Below are 2,049 nucleotides of genomic sequence, written 5' to 3'. Positions count from 1 at the left end.
TTTTAAAAAATCTGAATATTGCCGTCATCGGCTTAGGGCTTATGGGAGGCTCCTTTGCCAAACGATTGCGTGAACGGACGAAATGCCGGATTACAGCTTTTGATTGTGAGACTGAGACGTTGAACAAAGCCTTAGCGGACGGGGTCATCGATGCCGGCTATACAGAAGGGAATGAAGAGCTGAAAAAGGCGGATCTTCTTATTATGTGTCTGTCACGGGATAATATGCTTTCCTTTTTGCGACAAAACGCCGTATATTTAAGAGAAGGACAAACGCTGACAGATATTATAGGTATAAAAGGAAACTCCGTTGAAGCGGCGGAGAACCTTTTGCCTAGTGGCGTCGATTACGTACCTGCCCATCCCATGGCCGGACGGGAAGGCTTCGGATATGATATGTCCAGAGCCGATATCTTTGACTGTGCCAACTATATTATCGTACCTAATAAGCGTACAAGCCGTAAAGGTGTAAAAATAGTGAAAAACCTGGCAAGGGCTATGGGATGCTCTCACATATCCGTTGTAACGACTGAAGAACATGATCGGAGAATTGCTTACACGAGTTGTCTTCCCCACGTTTTGGCTACGGCCTTGGTTAACAGTCCGTCTATGGACGGGAGTATGGGACGCTTTATTGCCGGCAGCTTTAAGGATGCCACTCGTGTTGCCGATATTAATGCCGCTCTGTGGGCACGCCTTCTCTTAGCCGATAAAAAAGCGCTGCTACAGGAAATAGATCGCTTTAAAGAAGCTCTGGATGAGGTAGAAATGAGTCTTTTGAAAGGTGACAAAAAGGGACTGGAAGAATTTTTAAAAGAAGCGGGAACACGAAGAAGAGAAATGATCCATGAATACTGTAAAGGTCAACACGAATAATAAATTGTACCGGACCTGTTACGGATCGGAACCGGTGAACGCTTTTAAACAGGAATACGGACTTTTTAAAGCAAAAGGGTGTACGACCTGTACAAACCGTCATAAAAGGGGCACATGGAATGAATTTAGTATTAACGCCGAAAAAACTGAGCGGCACCCTCGTAGTGCCGTCGTCCAAAAGTGCGGGGCATAGAGATTTAATTTGCGCAGCCCTGGCGGACGGCAAAAGCTTGGTAAAAAATATAACTCCTTCCGAAGATTTGGAAGCTACGTGTCGAGTTCTTCAAGAGTTCGGTGCGATTGTCGAAACGGTGTCGCATGAAGATGGTCGCCTTACCGTTGCCGTAACGGGCGGATTAAGGCCGCAGACAGGATCACTTAGGGCAGATTGCGGCGAATCCGGTTCGACCGTGCGTTTTCTCATTCCCGTCGGCTTGTTGACGGGAATGAAGATTACCTATACTGGGCGAGGTCGCCTGCCCGAACGACCCTTGGATCCGTTTTTGAATATTTTCGACAACAAGAAAATTGCTTATACAAAGGGGAAAGATTCCTTGCCTCTCACTGTAAAAGGGCGATTAAAAGGGGGTATTTACGAACTGCCGGGAAATGTAAGTTCTCAGTTTTTTACGGGGTTATTGATGGCGCTGCCCCTTTTGCCGGATGATTCGGTATTGCAAAGTACGACGGTAGTAGAGTCGGAAAGTTATATCAACATTACTTTAGACTGCCTGCGACGGCATGGTATATATGTAGAAAAAGAGCGTGACGGGTTATATCTTATTCGCGGTCGGCAAGCTTATCGTACCGGTGAATACCCGGTAGAAGGAGACTTCTCGCAAGCCGCCTTTTGGCTCGTCGGCGGCATTATCGGCGATACTGTCGAATTAAAAGGCTTAAGCAATAATTCGACTCAAGGCGACAGAACTGTCGTATCCTTCATCGAGTCCATGCGCGGACGCATTGAACGAAGCGGAAGTGTGTTACGGGCCGTACCGTCTCGGACAACGGGACTGACGATTGACGTGAAAGACTGCCCGGACTTGGTGCCGGCTCTGGCTGTTCTGGGAACCTTCAGTCAGGGTATAACGAGGATTGTTAACGGGGCGAGAGTGCGGCTTAAGGAATGCGACAGGATTCACGCCATGACTCACGAGTTGAACTCCATAGGCGC

2 protein-coding genes are annotated in these 2,049 nt (G+C 47.7%); both read left to right on the top strand.

All coding sequences use genetic code 11. The annotated features are described in order from the left end of the window. The coding region (locus tag PGX78_RS07855; RefSeq protein WP_270446355.1) for a prephenate dehydrogenase at positions 1–875 on the top strand (875 nt) is incomplete at its 5' end. Between the two features lie 119 nt (positions 876–994). After that, positions 995–2,049 (top strand): 3-phosphoshikimate 1-carboxyvinyltransferase (locus PGX78_RS07850; RefSeq protein ID WP_270446354.1); only part of this gene is annotated, 1,055 nt, incomplete at its 3' end.

The organism is Megasphaera sp. AF13-6AC (genome assembly GCF_027685385.1).
Classification (GTDB): domain Bacteria; phylum Bacillota; class Negativicutes; order Veillonellales; family Megasphaeraceae; genus Megasphaera; species Megasphaera micronuciformis.
This window is presented reverse-complemented; position numbering and strand designations above follow the sequence as displayed.